The organism is Pantoea sp. CTOTU46764 (assembly GCF_031974595.1).
GTDB classification, from domain to species: Bacteria; Pseudomonadota; Gammaproteobacteria; order Enterobacterales; family Enterobacteriaceae; genus Pantoea; species Pantoea trifolii.
Map to the genome: position 1 here is coordinate 1 of NZ_DALYOQ010000053.1, position 17,306 is coordinate 17,306.

Below are 17,306 nucleotides of genomic sequence, written 5' to 3' on the forward strand. Positions count from 1 at the left end.
GCGCTTTCTGAGCAGCTGGTTTTTTGTGGTGAGCCATTTTGTGTTTAACTGGCGCAGCAGTTGTGGTTGCAGCAGCGGCTGGAGCAGCAGTTGTTTCAGCAGCGAAAGCAACAGAAGACATACCCATAGCAGCGGCGATCACCAGTGCAAATAATTTTTTCATTGCAAAATCCTCGAACTATTTTTTCATGTGTAGCCCACTGCGGGGCCGGTGAAAACACTATATGAAAAACAATTCAGGCTTTCCGTGAGGCATTGGTATCGGCGTGTAACGGATTGTACAAAGCGGGGAAAAGGAAGTGAAAAGGGCGGCCGCATGGGCCGCCGCGCAGTTTACTCAGTCAGATAACGTTGTTCAAGGTGCTGACGGAAATAGTGCGGATTCAGCGCTTCGCCGGTGGCATTGATCAGCAGCTGCTGCGTCGGGAAACGGCTACCGTGCTGCCAGATGTTCTGCTGTAACCAGTCAAACACCGGCTGCAAATCACCTTGTTGGATCAGCGTCTCGACCTGCGGAATCGCACGCTTAACCGCCTGGAACAGCTGGGCCGCGTACATCGCGCCTAAGGTGTAGGTTGGGAAATAGCCAAACGCGCCGTCGGTCCAGTGAATATCCTGCATGCAGCCGTCGCGATAATTACCGCGCGTATCAATGCCCAAGGATTGCTGCATCTTCTCGTCCCACAGCGCCGGGATATCATCCACTTCAATCTCGCCCTCAATCAGCGCGCGCTCGATCTCGTAACGTAAAATTACGTGCGCCGGATAGCTCAACTCATCGGCGTCGACGCGAATAAAGCCCGGCTTCACGCGCTGCGTCTGACGGATGAAATTGTTTAACGCCAGCGCAGGCTGATCGCCCATCAGCGCCACCACCTGCGGATGTATATGCTGCAGGAAGGCTTTACTGCGCCCCAGCTGCATCTCCATAAATAGGCTTTGAGATTCATGAATCGCGGTAGAACGCGCCTGCGCCACCGGCTGACCGCGCCACTGTTTTGGCAAATTCTGCTCGTAACGCGCATGGCCGGTTTCATGAATCACGCCCATCATGGCGCTGAGGAAGTCGTTCTCGTTGTAACGCGTGGTAATGCGCACATCTTCCGGCACGCCGCCACAGAATGGATGCGCACTCACATCTAACCGGCCGTGATTGAAATCGAAGCCCAGCGTTTTCATCACGCTCAGGCCGAGCTGCTTCTGTGATTCGATAGCAAACGGACCCACCGGCTGCGCGATCGGCGTTTGCTGCTGCTTCGCCACGGCTTGTTGCAATAGGTCGGGCAGCCAGCTTTTCAAATCGCCAAAGGTTTGGTCCAATTGGGCGCTGGTCATGCCGGGTTCGAATACATCCAGCAACGCATCGTAACGCGAAACGCCGAGCGCATCGGCACGCAGCTGCGCCTCTTCACGGCTCAGCTTCACCACTTCTTTCAGATTGGCGGAGAAACCTTGCCAGTCATTTGCCGGACGCTGCTGACGCCAGGCGTGTTCACAGCGCGAACCGGCCAGCGACTTGGCTTCCACCAGCGAGGCGGGCAGCAGCGTGGCTTGCTGCCAGGCGCGCTGCATCTCGCTCAGGTTAACCTGTTCGACATCATTCAGAGATTCCTGCTGCGCGGCATCAAACAGCCCGCCGAGGCGTTTATCAGTCAGCACTTCGTGCATGAACACGCTCAGTTCGGCCATCGCTTCACCGCGTGCCTGGCTGCCGCCCGGCGGCATGGTGGTTTGCATATCGACACCGGCAATGGCGCCTAAATGGCCAAAGCGGGAGAGACGCTGAAAAGTGCGGCTAAGTTCTTGATAAGCTGAAGTCACGTATAAAGCTCCTTATGACGGTAAGCGTGGCGCAATGTCCCGCAAGGGTAGATCAACCGGCCAGCAAAAGCGAACGCTGGCACCGCCGAGCGGGCTGCTCTCAATCGAGACATTTCCCTGCATCGCCAGCGCAATAGAATGCACGATCGCCAGACCCAAACCACAGCCGCCGGTGGCGCGATCGCGGCTCGGATCGAGGCGGACAAAAGGTTCAAACACGCGAGCGCGCTCTTCCTGCGGAATGCCCGGACCGTCGTCTTCCACCTGCAAACAGCCCAGCGCGCCATCAAACCATAAGCTGACGCGCAAACGCTGTTGCGCATAGCGCAGGGCGTTATTCACCAGGTTATCCAGCACGCGCTCCATCAGGCGCGTATCGGCGCTGCCGACGTTCTCCAGCTGCGGGATATCCAGCGCAATCTGCGTCTGCGGGTTCATGGTTTGCACATCTTCGATATGCACACGCAGCCATTGCGCCAGATCAAAAGATTGCAGATGGAGATCAACGCGTGGGCGATCGAGGCGCGCATACGTCAGCAACTCCTCAATCAAACTCTCCAGCTGACCCACATCGCGGTTTAGCGCGGCGGATTCCGCATCCGTGAGGTTATCGCTCATCTCCAGCCGATAACGCAGCCGCACCAGCGGCGTTCGCAACTCGTGCGCGATGCCGTCAATCAGCTGTTTCTTACTGGCAACCAGCGTGTTGATGTTCTCCGCCATCTGATTAAACGCCACGCCAAGACTGTGCAGGCTGGAGGTGCTTTCAAAATGAGTGCGCACGTCGAGTTCGCCGCGACCAAAACGTTCGGCGGCTTTCTCCAGCCGCTGCATCTCTTGCCAGTGTGGACGCAGCCAGATAAATACCGGCAGCGCCAGCGACATACCAATAAACGCCAGCAGCGCGATATCCAAAATGCGCATCTGGTGCAGATAGAAAAGGTAAGGGATTGGACCAACGGAAAGCACGTAATGGCTGCGCGGAATGTGCTGTAAGAAGGTGTACTGATCGTCAATCGCCACAATTTCGCCGGCGCGCAGGCGCTTCATGTCGGCATCACCCAGCTGATATTTGCTCATCGGCTCAATATTCAGATCAAACGACAGATCGAGATCGAGGCTGCGAATGGTTTTACTCCAGTCGCGCGGCGGGATCTCGCGCAGTTCGCTGCGCATCAAAAACAGCGAACTGGCCATCAAATCGTTCATCGACTGGCGTCCGGCGCGTTCGGCGGTGAATTTGTACACCAGCCCAACCAGCAACGTCATCACCAGAAAACAGACGAACAGCAGCAAATAGAACTGAATAAAGAGCTTTCTCATGCGGTACGGGTATCCCAGGCCTGCGGCGCGAACAGATAGCCTTTGTTGCGGATGGTTTTGATGCGGAAAGGCTCGGTGGCGCTGTCGTAGAGTTTTTTACGCAGACGAGAAATCGCCACATCAATGCTGCGATCCATGCCATCGTAGGTGACGCCGCGCAGGGTTTTCAGCAGCGCATCGCGATTAAGGATTTGCCCGGCATGATTCGCCAGCTCCCACAGCAGATCGAAATCGGCGGTGGACAGTACAATATTCTCCTCAAACAGCGTCACCTGACGATTGAGCGAGTCGATGGTCAGTGAACCGAAACGCAACACGCGCTGCGAGCTTTGAATAGCGGGCGTCACTTCCGGCTGACCGACGTGCGCCTGGCGCAGATGCAAACGCAGGCGCGCCAGCAACACCGCTGGCGGCGTGGTTTTAAGGATGTAATCGTTAGCGCCCATTTCCAGTGACAGAATATGGTTCATGTCGCTGTCGAGTGAGGTGAGCAAGACAATCGGACCTTGCCAGCTGGCACGCAGATCGCGGCACAATGTCATGCCATCCTTGCCGGGTAACATGATATCCAGCATCACTAAATCGGGATCGTGCAGGGCGATGGTGGCTTCGGCGCGGTCACCGCGCGTTTCAACAATAACTTCAATATCGTGGCGGCCAAGGTAAGCGGCGATCAATTCGCCTACTTCTGGCTCATCTTCCACATAGACGATTTTGTTCATAATTCACTGTGACGGATGAGAATGCCAGCAGCATAGCTTTTCCTGGTCCTGAGCTCTACGTTACCGCACGAAATATCCCTGCGTTACTGGTATGTATACCGTGAAATGTGCCATCATTAGCGGCGCGTTGTAGCGCAAGGTTCGGAACCGTAACGAAAAACAGGAGGAGTGCGAGAGTGTCTGATAAAGAGCTGGCTTCAGCCGGATACAGTGATCGCATCTGCTTCAATTACAGTGATTTTCTCTCCGCTTCCTGCAAAAAACGCTGGAGTTTTGTCGATGCCATTTATGGCGTGATGCCTATTTTTGGCATGGTGACGCGTAAATCGGCGCATAACCTTCAGGCCAGCGACGATCATCTCAAAGAATTAGCATTACAAATCATTTCAACCCAGGTGAGCGACGAGATTAATATCGCGCGCCTCATCACGTTGGCCGAGCAACAGCACATCAGTCGCTTTGATATTCAGCTGCCATATCCGCTGTCAGCCGAGCAGCTTGACGCTATTCATCAGGAATACCGTAAGCCGCTCAATCTGACACAGCAGGATGAGCTGCTGTGCGTTTCCATTCCCGTCCAGCCGCACTAATTCATTAGCTGCCACAAGGCTGGCAGTGACGCCGCAATCAACAACACAATCGCGATGCGCTCCAGCTGTGACAACATCTTATCGCCACGGCCGCCGCGTCGTGCGTACAGGAACAGCAGCAATCCAGGCGCATAAAGCACCACTGAAAGCAGCAGATGCAAGGGACCGGACGCATACAGCAGCCAAATGCCATACGCGCTGGCGCCGATGCCGGTAAACATCGCCCAGGGTTTGTTCTGCCCGCGCACCACCTTAATCAGATACAGACCAACCAGCAGATAGGGCACCAAAATCATTTCTGAGGCGATGGTCAGCAGCGTGTTGTAATCCGCGCCGGTCAAGGCGATCAAGATCAGGCAAACCTGTACGCTGCCGTTGGTCAGCCACAACGAGGCCGAGGGGGAGTTGTGGCGATTCTGGCGCGCAATGCTGCGTGGGAAGGCACCTTGTTGCGCAGCGAGGAACGGCACTTCAGCAGCCATAATTGTCCAGCTCAGATAGGCGCCGCACACCGAAATAATCAACCCAACCGCAATCACCGCATCGCCCCAATGACCCAGCAGATGCTTCATCAAACCGGCCATGGAAGGATTGCGTATCTGCGCCAGTTCGGCACGCGGAATCACGCCTAACGACAGCAGCGTAACCAGCAAATAGACCAGCAGCGCGGCCAGCACCGCCATCAGCGTGGCGCGTCCGACATCTTGCTTATTTCGCGCACGCGCAGAAACCACCACCGCGCCTTCGACACCAATAAACACCCACAAGGTGATCAGCATGGTTTGCTTCACCTGCTGCCACAGCGGCTGACCGAGCTCGACACCGCTGAAATCAAAGCGGAAGCGATCGTAGTTGAACGCCAGCAGCGCCAGCACCACAAACAGCAGTAGCGGCACCAGCTTGCCGAGCGTCGCCAGCAAATTAATACTGGCCGCCGTTTGCACGCCGCGCAGCACCAGACAATGCACCAGCCACAGCAGCACTGACGCGCCGAGCATCGCCTGCCACGTATTGCCATCGCCAAACACCACGCGATCCGGCGTGTCGGTAAAGAAGCTCAGCGCCGAGAAGACAATCACCAGATAAGAGACGTTGGCGATTACCGCACAAAGCCAATATCCCCACGCCGAGCAGAAGCCCATCAGCTCACCAAAGCCGGCGCGCGCATAGGTAAAGATACCGCCATCCAACTCGGGTTTAAGCCGCGTCAGTAATAGCATGGCAAGCGACAGGAAGATGATGCCAACGCCGGTGATCAGCCAGCCGATCAGCAGCGCCGCCGGGCCGGCAACTGCCGCCATGTTTTGCGGCAGGCTGAACACGCCAGCGCCCAGCATTGAGCTGAGTACCAACGCGGTGAGCGCACTAAGACCTAATTTTTTATCCAAAACGCCCATCCTAAGCAGCAGAGTATGCTGGGTGGTGACGATTCCGCTGGAGTCTCACGCGGCAGTTAGCCAACTTTGAAACGGAATCCCCTAAAAACAGGCGGCAGATTTTACGGAGTGCAAAGGGGGAAGGCAATGCAAGACTATGCAAATCTGCGCACAGATTATGCAGTCAGTATGAAGGAGATTTTGGAAAGGGCGACGGACGCCGCCCTTAATCGGAATTACTTGAACAGATCGGCAGTGACGGTCAGGTTGCCGCCGCTCTGGTTCTGCCATTGACGCGTGATGTGATAGTACTTAGCGCCTTTTTCTACGGCACGTTTGCCAACCGCTTCAGAGACTTCGGTTGGAGTACCGAAGTGATCGGAGAAAGTGATGGTATCAAACGGTTGCATCTGCGCAGCCGTAATCGCATTCACTTCCTGCACGCTACGGCCATCGGCGGTTTTAACCGTGTAACGTTGGCCAGTTGAGCTCTGGGTTTCGAAGAAACGACCAACGTTACGGCTTGGCGTATCGGAAGAGGCCACGCCAGGAATCGCCACTTTAGTGGCGGCGGCGCCGCCAGCGGCCAGTGCTGCTTTACCGGCTTCAGAATCCGCTGGGATCGAATCAGAGGTGTTCTGAACTTTGCGCTCTGGTGCATCAGCTTTATAGATGTAAGCGGTGACGTACTGGTTGCCGCCGTTGTTGGCATCCACCTGACGCACGATAAAGAAGGATGCCGCGCCTTTATTTTTGGCTGCCTTGGCAATCGCTTCATTAACATCTGGCTGGCTTGAGAAGAAACCATTCACCGATACGGTATCGTACGGCTCAAGGCGATACGCTTCTGCTTTCGGCAACTCTTTCACGCCGGAGAAGGTGCGGTATTTAGTGGAGTCATCTGCTTTTGGTGCGTTGGCTTTATACAAGTCCGCCGTTACGCGCCAGTTACCGCCGTTGCCGTTGGTATCATTGATGCCCTGTACATAGAAAGAGTCAGCGCCTTTCGCATCAGCCTCTTTAGAGATGGCATCAGTTGCATCGCCAATCGCATTGAAACGGCCGCTGATATTAATACGTTCGAATGGTTTCAACGCGGCCGCTTGCTCTGGCGTTAACTCTTTAGCCGCAAACGCATTTGCAGCCAGCAGTGATAACAAGGTTGACGCCAGAATGGTGTTCTTCAGCTTCATAAAAATGATCCTTCGCCTTACGCAAAATGAGTACGAAAACGTGCTGGACTCTTGATGTATAACAGATTAGCCGCTGATTATTGCATGTAATAATCAGCCTGTCTCAGCCAATTTAAGCGCATAACATTGACAATCTCTGCCATTTATTCATCGACCTGTCATTGACTTCTGTTACGGCTCTTTTTTGCACAGATAACCACTTATTCTGGTAACACTTAGTGCCATAATAGTTATCGCATTGTTAAATAAAGGTTTTTAATAATACTTAATTCGACATGACACGATTTTGCGCAGCAGAATATTTTTTAATAAACACTAAATGTAGTGGCAAAACGTGGCATTCAATCTTTGCGTCTGAATATTTGTGTGAATGTCATAACCAGGCGTTATCGCTGTGGATCACTCTTCATATTTTCAGTAGGTTATAAAGACTTTGTTACATTGTGCAATTTGCTCATAAAAAGCTGAAACACTGTTTCGGCTTTTGAGCTTTTTGCCACTTACAGAACCTCATCCTTTAATTGTTGAAAGGAAACAGTATGTTAATTGGGATACCCAAAGAACGGTTAGCCAATGAGTCGCGCGTGGCCGCCACGCCAAAGACCGTTGAGCAGCTGATCAAACTGGGATTTAGCGTCACCGTTGAACAAAGCGCAGGACTTCGCGCCAGCTTTGATGATGAAAGCTTTATCGCCGTCGGCGCCACCATCACCAACACTCACGACGTCTGGCAGTCAGACATCGTGTTAAAAGTGAATGCGCCTGACGATCAGGAGATCGAACTGACGCGCGCCGGTAGCACGCTGGTGAGCTTTATCTGGCCTGCGCAGAATCCAGCGTTGCTGGAGAAACTGGCAGCACGCAACGTCACCGTGATGGCGATGGATTCGGTGCCACGTATTTCACGTGCGCAGGCGCTGGATGCGTTGAGCTCAATGGCGAATATCGCGGGTTATCGTGCCATCGTTGAAGCCGCGCACGAGTTCGGTCGCTTCTTCACCGGTCAAATCACCGCTGCCGGTAAAGTACCGCCAGCCAAAGTGATGGTGATTGGTGCGGGCGTCGCGGGATTAGCAGCCATCGGTGCGGCAGGCAGTTTAGGTGCCATCGTGCGTGCTTTCGATACGCGTCCGGAAGTGAAAGAGCAGGTGCAGAGTATGGGCGCCGAGTTCCTTGAGCTGGACTTCGAAGAAGAAGCAGGCAGTGGCGATGGTTATGCCAAAGTGATGTCTGAAGCCTTTATTAAGGCGGAGATGGAGCTGTTCGCTGCGCAGGCAAAAGACGTCGACATTATTGTCACCACCGCGCTGATCCCAGGCCGTCCGGCACCGAAGCTGATTACTGCCGAGATGGTTGCCAGCATGAAGCCGGGCAGCGTGATCGTCGATCTGGCCGCGCAGACCGGTGGTAACTGCGAATTGACGGTTGCCGATCAGGTGACCTTAACCCCCAACGGCGTGAAGATTATCGGCTACACCGATTTGCCAAGCCGCTTGCCTACGCAATCCTCACAGCTTTACGGTACCAACCTCGTCAACTTGCTGAAACTGTTGTGCAAAGAGAAAAACGGCGAAATCACCGTTGATTTCGAAGACGTGGTTGTGCGTGGCGTGACGGTAATTCGTGATGGCGAAGTGACATGGCCAGCGCCGCCGATTCAGGTTTCCGCCGCGCCAAAAGCGCAACCCGCAGCCCAGCCGCTGCCGAAGGCTGAAGTCAAGCCGGTTGCACCGTGGCGCAAATATCTGCTACTGGCGTTGGCGGTAGTGCTGTTTGCCTGCCTGGCCAACGTGGCGCCAGCGGACTTCCTGTCGCACTTTACCGTCTTCGCGCTCTCTTGCGTGGTCGGCTATTACGTAGTGTGGAACGTGAGTCACGCTTTGCACACGCCTTTGATGGCCGTCACCAACGCCATTTCCGGCATTATTGTGGTGGGTGCGGTGCTGCAGATGGGCCACGGCGGTTGGGTCACGATTCTGTCGTTTATTGCCGTACTGATTGCCAGCATCAATATCTTCGGTGGTTTCACCGTCACCCAGCGCATGCTGAAAATGTTTCGTAAGAATTAAGGGGTAGCAACATGTCTGGCGGATTAGTTACTGCAGCATATATTGTTGCCGCGATTCTGTTTATTTGCAGCCTTGCTGGTCTCTCGAAACACGAGACCTCGAAGCAGGGTAATATTTTTGGCATGAGCGGCATGGCCATTGCGCTGCTGGCCACCATTTTTGGACCGAATACTGGTAACGTTGCCTGGATTTTGGTGGCGATGGTGATTGGTGGTGCGATTGGCTTGCGCCTGGCGAAGAAAGTCGAAATGACCGAAATGCCAGAGCTGGTTGCCATTCTGCACAGCTTTGTCGGTTTGGCAGCGGTGTTAGTGGGTTTCAACAGTTACATCGACCACGCGCCAGGCCTCGCGCCGGTGATGGAAAATATCCATCTGACCGAAGTGTTCCTCGGCATCTTTATCGGTGCGGTGACCTTCACCGGTTCACTGGTGGCATTTGGCAAACTGCGCGGCAAGATCTCCTCTTCAGCGCTGATGCTGCCGCATCGTCATAAGATGAACCTTGCGGCGCTGGTGGTTTCCTTCCTGCTGATGCTGTGGTTCGTGCAAACCGATAGCACTGGCGCGCAGGTGTTTGCGCTGCTGCTGATGACCATCATTGCGCTGGTGTTTGGCTGGCATCTGGTGGCGTCGATCGGCGGTGCGGATATGCCGGTTGTGGTTTCGATGCTGAACTCTTACTCCGGTTGGGCCGCCGCGGCGGCGGGCTTCATGCTGAGTAATGACTTGCTGATTGTTACCGGCGCGCTGGTCGGTTCTTCCGGTGCCATCCTCTCTTACATCATGTGTAAAGCGATGAATCGCTCCTTTATCAGCGTGATCGCCGGTGGTTTTGGTACCGACGTAAGCGTGGGCGGCGAAAGCGATGAAGTCGGCGAGCACCGTGAAATTACGGCGGAAGAAACAGCAGAAATGCTGAAAGCCTCATCTTCTGTGGTGATCACGCCGGGTTATGGCATGGCGGTGGCGCAGGCGCAGTATCCGGTGGCTGAGATTACCGAAAAGCTGCGCGCACGCGGTATTAAAGTTCGCTTTGGTATTCACCCGGTTGCCGGTCGTCTACCGGGCCACATGAACGTGCTGCTGGCGGAAGCGAAAGTACCTTACGATGTGGTGCTGGAAATGGACGAAATTAACGATGACTTCAGCGATACCGATACCGTGTTGGTGATCGGCGCGAATGACACCGTTAACCCAGCCGCACTGGAAGATCCGCGCAGTCCAATCGCTGGCATGCCGGTGCTGGAAGTGTGGAAAGCGCAGAACGTGATTGTGTTTAAACGCTCGATGAGCACCGGATATGCAGGCGTCCAAAATCCGCTGTTCTTTAAAGACAATACGCAGATGCTGTTTGGTGATGCGAAAGCGAGCGTGGAAGGCATTCTGCGCGCGCTGTAAAAAAGCAGGGCGGTGATGTGACTCACCGCCCTGAGTAGATAGTGAAAGGGCGGCCATTGCGAGCCGCCCTTTTTTAATCAATCGTCTTCATCTTCTTCGTCATCGTAATCAATCGGCGATTTGAAATCATCTGGCTTGATCGCCAGTAAATCGCAGCGCAGATGATCGATCACTTGTTCCGCAGTGTTACCCAGAAACGCTGCTGACAAACCGGTACGGCCGATGGTGCCGAGCACCACAATGCCGGCGTCCAGATGCGAAGCGATATCCGGAATCACTTCCTCAGGCAAACCTTTCGCCACATGGGTGAACTCTTCACCGATTGAGAATTTTTGTCGCAGCGCTTTCATCGCCACTAAATGCTGTCCGCGAATCGCGTCGTTGTAGACGCTAGGATCAAAGTCCGGCAGTTCGATAGCAATGTTGATGGGTGTGATGGGATAAGCGCCGACCAAATGCACTTCGGTGTGATTCACCATCTCGGCCAGCAGCGTAGTTTCACGAATCAACTTCTGGTTAAGCTCATCGTGATGCGGCTCTTCGCTGGCGAGATTGACCGCCACCACCGCTTTGCCGCCCTCAGGCCACGCCTGATCTTTCACCATCCACACTGGGCAAGGGCATTTACGCAGCAGGTGCCAATCCGTCGGGGTGAAGATTACTGCTTCCAGGCGATCGTGCTGGTGTGCCATTTTCAGCACTAAATCATGCTGATGCGCCATAATTTCCTGAATGATGGCTTCATACGGACGGTTATGCCAAACCACTTTGATTTCAATTTCAACGCCAGCCTCAATATATGCCTGGGCCTGTTGGCGAATCCATTCGGTACGTTGGCTGATCACCCCTTTGCGCATATTGGAGCGCTCATCGGGCGACAGCAGCGTGGTCATTTCATATGAGAAGTCGTAAATAGGCAGGAAAGCTTTGATTTTTCCGCCGATACGTTGATTGAGATAAACCGCACGACGCAGCGCGGGCTGATCGTCCTGCTGGGCATCAATAGCCACCAGAATATTTTGGTACCGGGACATAGGCCGATCTCCTAAAACCAAAGCAAGTTGGATTAAAGATAGCCTAAGTTTGGACAGGGCAGAAGCGGAAAAGTTGTTGCCGGATCAATAAAATAACTTTTATTAACCCGGCACAAAATCACGCGGCTTGTTCGGTCTGGCCAGCTAATTCTGCCAGCAAAGCGTGGTTCTCGATGGTGATATATTTGCCTTTAACCGCCAGCATGCCACTTTTCTGGAAGCGACCCAGCAAACGGCTGATGGTTTCTACGGTTAGTCCCAAATAGTTACCAATATCGCCGCGCGTCATGGTCAGACGGAATTCACGCTGTGAGAAACCGCGCTGGCCGAAACGGCGCGACAGATTCCAGACAAACGCCGCCAGACGCTCTTCGGCATTTTTCTTCGACAGCAGCAGAATCATATCCTGATCGCCTTTGATTTCACCGCTCATCAAACGCATCATCTGCTGACGTAGCGCTGGCATTTTACCGGAGAGATCGTCGAGGGTTTCAAACGGGATTTCGCACACCATTGCGGTTTCCAGCGCTTGCGCAAAGCTTGGATGTTTTGCACCGACAATGGCGTCAAAACCGACCAAATCGCCTGCCAGATGGAAACCAGTAATTTGCTCGTCGCCTTGTTCAGTGATGGTGTAGCTTTTGATGGTGCCGGAGCGGATTGCGTAGAGCGATTTCAGTTCATCACCGGCTTTGAACAGCGTCTGGCCTTTTTGAATCGGCTTTTTGCGCTCAATGATGTTATCCAGCTGATCCAGTTCGTGCTCGTTCAGCGTGAAGGGAATACACAATTGACTGATACTGCAATCCTGACAATGGATGGCACAACCGCCAGACTGAATACGTCGAATGCTGCGTTTTTCCTGGATCATATAGTTACGCTCGATGATTATTGACTGCGGTCAATTTTAACATTTTTCGAAGCGAAGGGAACTCATCCGAGCAGTAAATGTCCTTAAAACCCCACAAATGTCAGGTATTACAAGGTTTGCGCTGGTCTGACCTAAGGGCATTTATTGATCTGGAACGTTTTGTTGCCAGGTTTACAGTTAGACATGGCTTAATACAGCGCAAAAAGTGACAGATGTTTTGCCAATAATCCTTTGCTACTCTTTTGCTTTGGCGTCGATTTGGACGCTCAGGTAAACACCAGGCGAGAGGAAACACCATGAACCTTGATGATGAAGACCTTTTCCGCGATGCCATGGGTGATGTAACACCATTAAAAAACTGCGCTAACACCCAATGGCTACGCGCCCCTTCGCCCAAAGCGCCACGCGCGCCGCAGGAAAGTGACGAGCAGGAAAATTTCCTTACGCGTGGCTTTCTCGACATCGTTCCACTGACAACACCGCTGGAATTTAAGGTTGAGGGCGTACAGCAAGGCGTGCTGGATAAGCTGCGGCTAGGCAAATATCCGCCGGAAGCCAGCCTTAATCTGCTGCGTCAACCGGTTGAAACCTGTCGTCAGGCGCTGTTCAGCTTTATGCAACAAGCCAACAAACATGGATTGCGCAATCTGCTGATCATTCATGGCAAAGGGCGTGACGATGAGTCGCACGCCAATATTGTGCGCAGCTATGTGGCGCGTTGGTTGCAGGAGTTTGCAGAAGTGCAGACCTTTTGCACCGCACAGCCGAAAGATGGTGGGGCGGGCGCGCTCTATGTCGGTTTACGCAAAACCGAACAGGCGCGCCTTGAGAACCGTGAACGTCATGCCAAACACAGTCGTTAACTGTGGAATTTACGAATGGTCGCCATCAGCACTTCGGCGCTTAGGCTTAGCGGGCTGCCGCTGCGCGTTATAATACCAACCGGTTCGCCTGGCCCCGGCGAGGCAATCGGTAGCGCGCACAACGCATCGTGATTTAAATCTTCTTTGATGGCACCGGAAGGCACAAACCACACATAGTCGTAACGCAGCGCCAGCTGGCGCGCCAGCGATGTCGATGAGGTTTCGACGCAGTTTGCTGGCAAGGTACAACCTTGCTCATTCAGCATATGCTGCGCAATACGACGAGGTGCGGTGCCTTCCGGCGAAATCACCACTGGCCACTGCATCGCGCGCGACAGCATAACGTTTTCGCTTAATAGCGGATGATCCGGGCGCACTACCAGTTTAAGTGATTCCAGGAACAGCAATTCATAGGTTAGTCCGGCCATCATGTCGCTATCCGCCATCCGACCAATGCCAACATCAAACTCACCGGCACGTAAACCGGCCAACAGCACGTTATTGTGCAAGGTCGCGACCTGCACCGTAGTATTGGGTTGCTGTTCATGGAAGCGATCGAGAATTTGCGGCAGCATGCCCATCGCAGCCGTAGTCAGCGCACCGAGGCGAATCACCACCGGGCGACCAGGCTGCTGTGCGTTAAAGCTCTGACCCGCATGATTGAGCGCATCCAGCACTTTCACCGCATGAATCAGAAACTGTTCGCCCAGCGTGGTGAGCTGCGCGCCGAGCCGTCCGCGTTCAAACAGCCGCGCGCCTGCCAGCTCTTCCAGCTCATTCAGTGTTTTCGACAAAGCAGGCTGGCTCAGATTGAGCGTTTCAGCGGCACGACCGAGCGTGCCTTGCTGCGCTACCGCCACAAAGGTATGTAAATGACGCAAGCGAATGCGCTGATTGAAAAGGATATTTTTGTCCATACGCCCAACATAATGAGTTATGACGAGAAGCAGCAATGAGGAAACGTTAATTATGTTAACTTGCCTGCAAATTTATATTAACAAAAATGCCACGACACAACCTTTATGCCTAACCTGCTGAATTTAAGCGTAATGCTGCAAATGACACTTTTTGTCGAATATTCAGCTTACGTAAAATCAACAACATAATTCGATAAAAGCTGAATAATTCTCAATTACATCCAAAAACAGTGCCCGCTATTGTTAACGATGAGCTATGATAAGCGCCGTTTTTTTTACTAAAACTGATGCCCTAAACGGTTAAAAGTGCAGGAGTCGTTACGTGACCAGCGTTGAAGCAGTAGATGTTCGCCAGCTTATCAATAAGAGTGCGCTTAGCAGCTGGCAGAAGCGCTTAATCGCGCTGTGCTTCGTGGTAGTGGCGCTGGACGGCATGGACATTGCGCTAATGGGCTTTATCGCGCCGACGCTGAAAGCCAGTTGGGGCGTGACTAACCATCAACTCGGCCTGGTGATCAGCGCTGCATTGATTGGCCTGGCGCTGGGCGCGATGGTCGCCGGGCCGCTGGCCGATCGTTATGGTCGCCGCGTGATGATCCTGATCAGCGTACTGTTTTTCGGCCTGTGGACGCTGGCCACGGCGATGGCGCAGAACATCGAACAGATGATGCTGTTCCGCTTTCTCACCGGTTTAGGGCTTGGCGCCGCCATGCCTAACGTTGGCACTTTGGTGGCCGAATACGCGCCCGAACGTCGTCGCTCCTTCATTATTACCGTGGTGTTCTGTGGCTTTACCTTTGGAGCCGCAACCGGTGGCTTTGCCGCTTCGTGGCTGTTGCCGCGCTATGACTGGCACTCCGTCATGATGATGGGCGGCGTGCTGCCGCTGCTGGTGCTGCCTTTTTTAGTGCGCGGCTTACCGGAATCGGTACGTTTCCTGATTAGCCGTCGTGCGCCTGCCGCACATATTCACGCCATCCTCGAACGTATGCTGCCCGGCACCGTGCAGCCGGGTAGCCATTACCAAAGCACTGAGCTGCCCACCGCGCGTAAAGGTTCCGTGGCAACCGTGTTGTCGCGCCGCTATCTGTTTGGCAGTTTGATGTTGTGGGGCGGCTACTTTATGGGGCTGTTCCTCGTTTACCTGATTGGCAGCTGGATGCCTTCGCTGATCAGCACGCTTGGCATGTCGGTGACGGAAGCGGCGATTGTCACGGCGATGTATCAGGCCGGTGGAACCATAGGCTCGCTGTTTGCCGGTTGGTTGATGGATCGCATTAACGCCAATCTGGCGCTGGCGGTGATCTATTTCTGCGGCGGTATTGCCATTGTGGCGCTGGGTTTTTCTCCGGCGCAGGTTGGCTTAATGAGCGCCATCGCTTTCTGCAGCGGCTTCTGTTTCAACGGTGCCAACACCGGCATGAATGCGCTCTCTGCCAGTTATTATCCCACACACGCCCGAGCCACCGGCTCGAGCTGGATGCACGGCGTAGGCCGCATCGGCGCCATCATCAGCGCCTTTGTCGGAGCTGAGTTGTTAACGCTCGGCTGGACGTTCAGTCAGATCTTCCTGCTGCTGGCGATTCCTGCGGTATTAACCACCCTCATGCTGGTGCTGAAATGTCGTTTTGGTGACCAGTCAAACCTCACTGAGTGACAAGGCGATCACAGTTCCACGAAATTGTTACCCGCCACTAAAGGGTTGATCTACAGTAGCATCAACCCGTAAGCCCAAGGTGATGATGATGCCAAACTTTCTCAGCAGCGATGCCATCCGCACGCTGTTCTCGCAGGCAATGTCGGCCATGTATCAGCAGGAAGTGCCGCAATACGGCACGCTGACGCAGTTGGTCACCGCCGTTAATGAACGTACGCTGGAAGCCAATCCCGAGTTGAAAAACCGCTTGTCGGCTGCTGATGAGCTGAGTCGCCTCAGCGTCGAGCGTCACGGTGCGATTCGTGTCGGCAAGGCCGATGAACTCAGAACGTTGCGCCAGATGTTTGCCGTGATGGGCATGGAAGCGGTGGGATATTACGACCTGTCGCAAGCCGGTGTGCCGGTGCACTCCACGGCGTTTCGTCCGGTCAGCGACCGCGCATTGCGCCACAATCCGTTCCGCGTGTTCACCTCGCTGCTGCGTCTCGAACTGATTGATGATGCGGCGCTGCGTGGGAAGGCCGCTACGATTCTCGCCGCGCGCGATATCTTTACGCCGGGTTGCCGTGCCTTGATCGCTAAGCATCAGCAGCAGGGCGGTTTAAACGCAGCGGATGCGGCGACTTTCGTGCAGGAAGCGCTGGAAACTTTCCGCTGGCATGCGCACACCACCGTAGACAGCGCCACCTATCGCGCATTGAGCCAGCAGCATCGTCTGATTGCCGATGTGGTGTGTTTCCGCGGTTGCCACATCAATCATTTAACGCCGCGCACGCTAGATATCGATCGCGTGCAATCACTGATGCCTTCGCGCGGTATCGATCCCAAAACCCTGATTGAAGGCCCGCCGCAGCGCAAAGTGCCGATCCTGCTGCGCCAGACCAGCTTCAAAGCCCTGGAAGAAGCGGTGCACTTTAATGATGGCACGCCGGGCACGCATACCGCGCGCTTTGGTGAGATTGAACAGCGCGGCGCAGCGCTCACGCCGAAAGGGCGCGAACTTTACGATCGTCTGCTAGCCGAAGCCGGTACCGGCAGCGATAACCAACATCACCAGCAACATCTCAGCGCGGTGTTTGGTGACTTCCCCGATGACGAGGAGACCTTGCGCGAACAGCAATTGGCGTGGTTCCGCTATCGCCTGACCGACAAAGGCGAGCATCTGCCGCCACGCGCGGGCGAAAGCGTGACGCAGTTGCTGGCAGAAGGGCGATTGAGCGCCGAACCGATCGTTTACGAGGATTTCCTGCCGGTGAGCGCAGCGGGGATTTTCCAGTCAAATCTGGGCGATGTGGCGCAAACGCGCAGCGCAGGTAATGCCAGCCGGGCGGATTTTGAAAGCGCGCTAGGTACAGCAGTGCAGGATGAGATGGCATTGTATCAGCAGATGCAGCAGCGCAGTCTTGAGCGCTGTGGCGTAGCGTAAGAAATGTTACAGCCGGTCTGAAATTCAGCAGACCGGCTGCTTTT

General features: G+C 54.3%; 15 protein-coding genes. 6 read left to right on the forward strand and 9 right to left on the reverse strand.

Annotated features, from left to right (window positions below; genetic code table 11):
- The 4 genes from asr to rstA form a co-directional block, all read right to left on the reverse strand.
- On the reverse strand, positions 1 to 163 hold a 163-nt coding region (gene asr, locus RTM06_RS16240), incomplete at its 3' end, for an acid resistance repetitive basic protein Asr (protein WP_312183581.1).
- Positions 164 to 333: 170 nt separating this feature from the next.
- A complete protein-coding gene (locus RTM06_RS16245; protein ID WP_312183553.1) occupies positions 334 to 1,821 on the reverse strand; it encodes a carboxypeptidase M32 in 1,488 nt (495 codons plus the stop codon).
- 12 nt (positions 1,822 to 1,833) lie between these two features.
- Positions 1,834 to 3,144 (reverse strand): two-component system sensor histidine kinase RstB, encoded by a 1,311-nt coding sequence (gene rstB, locus RTM06_RS16250; RefSeq protein ID WP_008106406.1) that lies wholly within the window; start codon positions 3,142 to 3,144, stop codon positions 1,834 to 1,836.
- Positions 3,141 to 3,866, reverse strand: coding sequence for a two-component system response regulator RstA (rstA, locus tag RTM06_RS16255; protein ID WP_312183555.1), 726 nt, complete (start codon positions 3,864 to 3,866; stop codon positions 3,141 to 3,143). Before rstA ends, rstB begins: the two co-directional genes overlap by 4 nt.
- A 176-nt stretch (positions 3,867 to 4,042) precedes the next feature.
- Here rstA and RTM06_RS16260 point away from each other — a divergent pair, with 176 nt between their 5' ends.
- On the forward strand, positions 4,043 to 4,456 hold the full coding sequence (locus RTM06_RS16260; protein WP_312183557.1) for a hypothetical protein: 414 nt from the start codon (positions 4,043 to 4,045) through the stop codon (positions 4,454 to 4,456).
- On the opposite strand, the gene RTM06_RS16265 is transcribed toward RTM06_RS16260, so the two are convergent.
- Both RTM06_RS16265 and ydgH read right to left on the reverse strand, forming a co-directional pair.
- Positions 4,453 to 5,844, reverse strand: a complete 1,392-nt coding sequence (locus RTM06_RS16265) for an amino acid permease (RefSeq protein ID WP_312183558.1) — start codon at positions 5,842 to 5,844, stop codon at positions 4,453 to 4,455. The genes RTM06_RS16260 and RTM06_RS16265 overlap by 4 nt on opposite strands.
- Before the next feature lie 224 nt (positions 5,845 to 6,068).
- Entirely contained in the window at positions 6,069 to 7,025 is a 957-nt protein-coding gene (ydgH, locus tag RTM06_RS16270) for a DUF1471 family protein YdgH (RefSeq protein WP_256696514.1), read from the reverse strand.
- A 539-nt stretch (positions 7,026 to 7,564) separates the two neighbouring features.
- Here ydgH and pntA point away from each other — a divergent pair.
- Together pntA and pntB are read left to right on the forward strand one after the other, a co-directional pair.
- A complete protein-coding gene (pntA, locus tag RTM06_RS16275) occupies positions 7,565 to 9,094 on the forward strand; it encodes a Re/Si-specific NAD(P)(+) transhydrogenase subunit alpha (RefSeq protein ID WP_312183561.1) in 1,530 nt (509 codons plus the stop codon).
- A gap of 11 nt (positions 9,095 to 9,105) precedes the next feature.
- Entirely contained in the window at positions 9,106 to 10,494 is a 1,389-nt protein-coding gene (gene pntB, locus RTM06_RS16280) for a Re/Si-specific NAD(P)(+) transhydrogenase subunit beta (protein ID WP_008106395.1), read from the forward strand.
- Between the two features lie 77 nt (positions 10,495 to 10,571).
- On the opposite strand, the gene uspE is transcribed toward pntB, so the two are convergent.
- Both uspE and RTM06_RS16290 read right to left on the reverse strand, forming a co-directional pair.
- The gene (gene uspE, locus RTM06_RS16285) at positions 10,572 to 11,528 is read right to left on the reverse strand and encodes a universal stress protein UspE (RefSeq protein ID WP_008106394.1); all 957 of its coding nucleotides are present in this window, start codon (positions 11,526 to 11,528) and stop codon (positions 10,572 to 10,574) included.
- Between the two features lie 118 nt (positions 11,529 to 11,646).
- The gene (locus tag RTM06_RS16290) at positions 11,647 to 12,399 is read right to left on the reverse strand and encodes an FNR family transcription factor (protein WP_008106391.1); all 753 of its coding nucleotides are present in this window, start codon (positions 12,397 to 12,399) and stop codon (positions 11,647 to 11,649) included.
- Positions 12,400 to 12,695: 296 nt separating this feature from the next.
- On the opposite strand from RTM06_RS16290, the gene smrA reads away from it, so the two are divergent.
- On the forward strand, positions 12,696 to 13,262 hold the full coding sequence (gene smrA, locus RTM06_RS16295; RefSeq protein WP_154156237.1) for a DNA endonuclease SmrA: 567 nt from the start codon (positions 12,696 to 12,698) through the stop codon (positions 13,260 to 13,262).
- Here smrA and RTM06_RS16300 read toward each other — a convergent pair.
- Positions 13,259 to 14,179, reverse strand: a complete 921-nt coding sequence (locus RTM06_RS16300) for a LysR substrate-binding domain-containing protein (protein ID WP_008106387.1) — start codon at positions 14,177 to 14,179, stop codon at positions 13,259 to 13,261. The two genes, smrA and RTM06_RS16300, sit on opposite strands and share 4 nt — an antisense overlap.
- A gap of 322 nt (positions 14,180 to 14,501) precedes the next feature.
- Here RTM06_RS16300 and RTM06_RS16305 point away from each other — a divergent pair, with 322 nt between their 5' ends.
- Both RTM06_RS16305 and RTM06_RS16310 read left to right on the forward strand, forming a co-directional pair.
- Positions 14,502 to 15,836, forward strand: a complete 1,335-nt coding sequence (locus tag RTM06_RS16305; protein ID WP_312183564.1) for an aromatic acid/H+ symport family MFS transporter — start codon at positions 14,502 to 14,504, stop codon at positions 15,834 to 15,836.
- 88 nt (positions 15,837 to 15,924) lie between these two features.
- Positions 15,925 to 17,262 (forward strand): VOC family protein, encoded by a 1,338-nt coding sequence (locus RTM06_RS16310; protein WP_312183565.1) that lies wholly within the window; start codon positions 15,925 to 15,927, stop codon positions 17,260 to 17,262.
- Positions 17,263 to 17,306 lie beyond the last annotated feature (44 nt).

Bases quoted from the DNA above. Each gene is read 5' to 3' on its own strand.
- rstB (WP_008106406.1), bottom strand. From the start codon at position 3,144: ATGAGAAAGCTCTTTATTCAGTTCTATTTGCTGCTGTTCGTCTGTTTT.
- rstA (WP_312183555.1), bottom strand. From the start codon at position 3,866: ATGAACAAAATCGTCTATGTGGAAGATGAGCCAGAAGTAGGCGAATTG.
- ydgH (WP_256696514.1), bottom strand. From the start codon at position 7,025: ATGAAGCTGAAGAACACCATTCTGGCGTCAACCTTGTTATCACTGCTG.
- pntA (WP_312183561.1), top strand. From the start codon at position 7,565: ATGTTAATTGGGATACCCAAAGAACGGTTAGCCAATGAGTCGCGCGTG.
- pntB (WP_008106395.1), top strand. From the start codon at position 9,106: ATGTCTGGCGGATTAGTTACTGCAGCATATATTGTTGCCGCGATTCTG.
- uspE (WP_008106394.1), bottom strand. From the start codon at position 11,528: ATGTCCCGGTACCAAAATATTCTGGTGGCTATTGATGCCCAGCAGGAC.
- RTM06_RS16290 (WP_008106391.1), bottom strand. From the start codon at position 12,399: ATGATCCAGGAAAAACGCAGCATTCGACGTATTCAGTCTGGCGGTTGT.
- smrA (WP_154156237.1), top strand. From the start codon at position 12,696: ATGAACCTTGATGATGAAGACCTTTTCCGCGATGCCATGGGTGATGTA.
- RTM06_RS16300 (WP_008106387.1), bottom strand. From the start codon at position 14,179: ATGGACAAAAATATCCTTTTCAATCAGCGCATTCGCTTGCGTCATTTA.
- RTM06_RS16310 (WP_312183565.1), top strand. From the start codon at position 15,925: ATGCCAAACTTTCTCAGCAGCGATGCCATCCGCACGCTGTTCTCGCAG.